Below are 4,389 nucleotides of genomic sequence, written 5' to 3' on the forward strand. Positions count from 1 at the left end.
ACATGACATTGATCCCGACCGACCTGTCCGCCACGCGCATCTCGGATGCCGTGCGTGATCCCAACCGGGAGATCCTGGCGAGCTCCCGCGTCATCGACCTGTCGGTCGGCATCGTCGTCTGCATTCCCTGCTTCCGACGTCCGCAGCACCTGCGGCTGACGCTGGACTCGCTCGTCAGCCAGCGTACCCCGCGCTCCTTTGCCGTCGTCATGGTCGAGAACGACGCCGCGCGGCGCGAGAGCGCGCCGGTCGCTGCCGAATATCTCGCAGACGGCAGGCTCCAGGGCGTTTGCCTGGTCGAGAAGCGGCAGGGGAACTGCCAGGCGATCAATGCCGCGTTCGAGACGGCGCAGGCGCTGTTTCCCGCTGCCACCCGCTTCCTGATGATCGACGACGACGAGATCGCATCAAGCGACTGGCTCGAACTGATGGTCCGAACAGCGGAGGCAACCGGTGCCGATGTGGTCGGCGGGCCGGTGCTGCCGGTGTTCGACGACGACAGCAAGCCATGGCTTTCGCGTCATCCCGCCTTCTGTCCGACCTATGACTATAGCGGCGCGGTGCCGCTGATCTACGGCTGCGGCAATTGCCTGATCACGCGTGCCGCCTTCGAGCGGTTCGACCGGCCCGCGTTCGACCTGCGCTTCAATTTTCTCGGCGGCGGCGACTGCGATTTCTTCGTGCGGTGCCGCGATGCCGGGATGACCTTCCACTGGACGGCGGAGGCCGTCATCACCGAGACTGTGCCGCAGAATCGCACCAGCCTCGGCTGGATTGCAAAGCGCGGCCTGCGCATCGGTGCGATCAACTATCGTGTGCAGTACAAGGCGGCGCGGAGCACGGCGGCGCGGGTACGGGTGTTCGCGCAGATGCTTGGACGGGTGCCGCTGTCGCTGGTTCGCGCCGCGACCTCGTCGAGGTCGTCGAAGGCCGTCGTCGCGATGCATCCCGTCATGGTTGCCGTCGGCGCCGCTTTGGCCGCCTTCGGCCTCGAGCCGAAGCCCTACGAGGCCTCGAAGATCGTGACTTGACGCGGCGGCCGGCTAGATGCCGAAGCGAGCGAGGGCAACCCGGATCACCGAGCGTGGCAGCGACTTGACCGACCGCCGGCCGATCATTGCGAGATAGGTGAAGGCGTCGCGATATCGTCCGAAGCGAATGGCCTGCATCGCCGAATAGGTGACGAGGTGAATCTCGGCGGCCCGGCGCAATCCACTCGCCGTGCCCTCGGGAAGTCTCGCCAGGATCAGCCCGTCATCGAAAACCCGCGCGACCGCGGGGAGGAAATCCTGCGGGGTGCGCACCGCAGCGTTCATGGTGTTGGACGTGTGCAGCCGGTAGTCGAGCAGAAGCTCTGGCGCGAACGCGAATTCGCCGATGGCCGCCAGGCGGCACCAGCAATGCCAGTCCTCGCAATATCTGAGAGAGGTGTCGAAGCCGCCGACGGCGCGAAAGGCCTCGGCACGTGCGAGCGCGATGCCGCCGTTGACGATGAAGTTGCCGGCGGCGAGCCGGGTCAGCACGTCTCCCGACGGCTTGCGGCGTCCCTTCAGGAGGCTGCGCCGACCGATCTGCCGTCCCTCGCTGTCGATCGTATTGTAATCGCCGTAGACGAGAACCGCGCGCGGCGCGCCGCGTGCGGCGGTCAGCAGGGCCGCAACCGCGCCAGAGCGCAGGCGGTCGTCGGCGTCGAGGAACAGCAGCCACTCGCCGCTGGCATGGCGCGCGCCGAGATTGCGGGCCGACGATACGCCTGCGGAGTAATTCGTCATCAGGCGCAGTCGCGGGTCACGAATGGCACGGACAATGGCGGCGGTGTCGTCGGTGGAGCCGTCGTCCACGACGATCACTTCACCCACCTCGTTTTGCGCAAGCGCGCTGGAAAGGGTTTCGCCGATATAGGCAGCGACGTTCTTGGCGGGAATGATGACGGAGACCGGCGTGACCGGGCTCAGCGGCAGTGGCAGGTGGGCCGGTTGCGAGACGCGCGAGGCCGCCGGCAATTCGAGAATGTCTTCTGCGGTGATCAAGCTGTGACCCGTCTTTAATGATCTGTTAACCACGACGTATCTGTCGTGCCGAGAGCGCAGACCTCGGCGACCCGCGGATGATACTCGGATCGCGAGCGATTGCCCGCCGCGAACGCGCGTGCGCCGCCGGTTTCGTAGATTAGCGTTAAGCTGGCGGCATTAAGCCTGTGGCAAGTTCGGAAGAGTGGGGCAGCCGGTCCCATGCGAGATGCGCATCGGAGTGCCGCGGATGGAGCGACAGACGGTCAATGTGGCGCCTTCGCGGGTGATGATCTGTCTACGCCAGAGCGAGAGCAACCCGGCGCTCCATCGGACGTCTTGAGCCATGAACCGCAGCGCTGCCGACGTGACCGATACCGTAGCCCGATCGTTCGGCCATGTCCTGCGCGATCGTCTGGCGGAGCTCGATGCGATGCAGGTGGCGCGCTGCCTCGTCGCCATCGCAGCGCTGCTGCTGGTGCTGGTGACGCTCGATCCGTTTCCGGATCTGCGCGATCCCAACGTCACCACCATCGTCGGCGGACGAATGGCGCTGACTTACATCGCCTGGGGGCTCCTGGCCGCGGTCGGAATGCTCTGTGTCGCCGGCTCGGATGCACCAGCGCTGAAGAGCCTGGTGACGCCGCTGCATCTCTGCCTGCTCGGATGGCTGGCGATCAACATCGTCTTCTCCGAGAGCCGCGGCGTTTCGATGCAACGGTTTGTTCTGGCGGCCAGCGTGACGTCGCTCGCCGTCTTGCTACCGTTGCTGCCGCCGACGCAGCGCAGCTTCGACCTCTGTCTTGGCGCCGCCGCGCTCGTGCTGCTCACGCTCTGCTATCTCGGCATCTTCCTCGCGCCGCAATACTCGATGCACTCTGCCCTCGACGTCACCGAGCCGCAGCTTGCCGGCGACTGGCGCGGCAGCTTCGGCCACAAGAACGTCGCCTCGCCCGTGATGACCATCCTTGTCTATGTCGGCATCTACCTGTCCGCGGTGGGCTCGTTCGTGATGGGGCCGGCGATCGCCACACTGGCCGGCATCTTCCTGATCTTCACCGGCGGCAAGACGTCCTCGGTGTTGTGCCTTGCGATCTACGCCCTGGCATCGTTGGTCTACGTCACGCCCGGCCTGTGGCTGAAGCGGATCATCTGCTTCGCGCCGCTGCTCGCGATGAATTTGTTGACCGTCGGCAGCGTCATGAGCCCGGCGCTCGGGGCGATGACGCGGCTGCTTCCGCTCGATCCCTCCTTCACCGGCCGTTCCGCGATCTGGGAGTTCGCGCTTGCCGCCGTTGCGGAGAAGCCGATCATCGGTCACGGCTATGGAGCGTTCTGGGACGACGTGAGCGCGCGGCAGACGGCCCAGGGTGCCGAATGGGCGACGTCGGCGGCGCACAGCCATAACAGCTATCTCGACCTCGCGGTCACCATCGGCCTGCCGGGATTGATGCTCGTGATCCTCGTCTTCGTGCTCGCACCGCTCGGCAACTTCCAGACCGCCCAGGCTCGCAGCCGCAGCGGCGCATTGGCAAAGCTGTTCCTGACCGTGTGGCTGTTCGGCCTTTATTACGGGGCGACCGAGACCTTCCTGCTCGAACGCCAGAATCCCGTCTGGTTCATGTTCGCCTTCGCCGTCGCCGGTCTGCACTTCCTAGCCCGGTTCCAATGCGTCGAGCACAGGGAACCAAGTCGCTGACAACTTGCCGCAGCCAAGCCGTTCTGGTGGCACTCGCTTAACGATAAGCGGCGACGTTTGTTGTCGTCTGCAACGAAACATATCTATCTGAAAGCACTCAGCAGTCGTATGTCGCGAATGACGTTCATCACCGTCGAGCAGTCAGAAGATCGGGTCTCCAGCGCGGCGGGAATCGCAGTCGATTTCATGCGTGACTGGCGCCAGGCCGCTTCGCGCCTGAACACCGGACACCGCACCGCGTTCCAGCATGTCGACTGGCTCGGTGCATGGTACGCGGCGTTTGACGACGTCACCCCGCTGATCGCGGTGATCTCCGATGCCGCCACCGGCAGGGACATCGCGGTGGTGCCGATGATCAGCCATCTCAGGCGCGGCATCCGCATCGTCGAATTTGCAGACCTCGGCGTCTCCGACAACAACGCGCCGATCCTCGCGCGCGATGTCGAGTTGAATCCCGGCACGACCGATGCGATCAACCGGGCATTGATCGATGCGTTGCGCGCCGCGCCCGACCGCTTCGATCTGCTCCGCCTCAGGAAGATGCCGGCCGAGGTCGGCGGCAAGACGAACCCGTTGGCGGCGCTCGGCCGGACCGGATCCTCCTCGCTCAACGGCAATCTCGTGCTGATGGGCGACGATTACGGCGCCTACCAGGCCTCGATCAAGCGCATGCAGATGCCG

3 protein-coding genes and 1 pseudogene are annotated in these 4,389 nt (G+C 65.3%); 3 read left to right on the forward strand and 1 reads right to left on the reverse strand.

Going from position 1 to position 4,389, the window contains the following annotated elements:
- Positions 1–2 precede the first annotated feature (2 nt).
- Positions 3–1,031: a glycosyltransferase family 2 protein gene (locus JHD07_RS06940; protein WP_291620379.1), complete on the forward strand. Its 1,029-nt coding sequence runs from the start codon at positions 3–5 to the stop codon at positions 1,029–1,031.
- Between the two features lie 12 nt (positions 1,032–1,043).
- On the opposite strand, the gene JHD07_RS06945 is transcribed toward JHD07_RS06940, so the two are convergent.
- Entirely contained in the window at positions 1,044–2,030 is a 987-nt protein-coding gene (locus JHD07_RS06945; protein WP_291620381.1) for a glycosyltransferase, read from the reverse strand.
- Positions 2,031–2,355: 325 nt separating this feature from the next.
- On the opposite strand from JHD07_RS06945, the gene JHD07_RS06950 reads away from it, so the two are divergent.
- Both JHD07_RS06950 and JHD07_RS06955 read left to right on the forward strand, forming a co-directional pair.
- Entirely contained in the window at positions 2,356–3,708 is a 1,353-nt protein-coding gene (locus tag JHD07_RS06950; RefSeq protein ID WP_291620383.1) for an O-antigen ligase, read from the forward strand.
- Positions 3,709–3,825: 117 nt separating this feature from the next.
- Positions 3,826–4,389 (forward strand): annotated as a pseudogene (locus JHD07_RS06955) (cellulose biosynthesis protein CelD); the annotation flags it as partial.

It is taken from the genome of Bradyrhizobium sp. (assembly GCF_016462955.1).
GTDB lineage: Bacteria > Pseudomonadota > Alphaproteobacteria > Rhizobiales > Xanthobacteraceae > Bradyrhizobium.

Bases quoted from the DNA above. Each gene is read 5' to 3' on its own strand.
- JHD07_RS06940 (WP_291620379.1), top strand. From the start codon at position 3: ATGACATTGATCCCGACCGACCTGTCCGCCACGCGCATCTCGGATGCC.
- JHD07_RS06950 (WP_291620383.1), top strand. From the start codon at position 2,356: ATGAACCGCAGCGCTGCCGACGTGACCGATACCGTAGCCCGATCGTTC.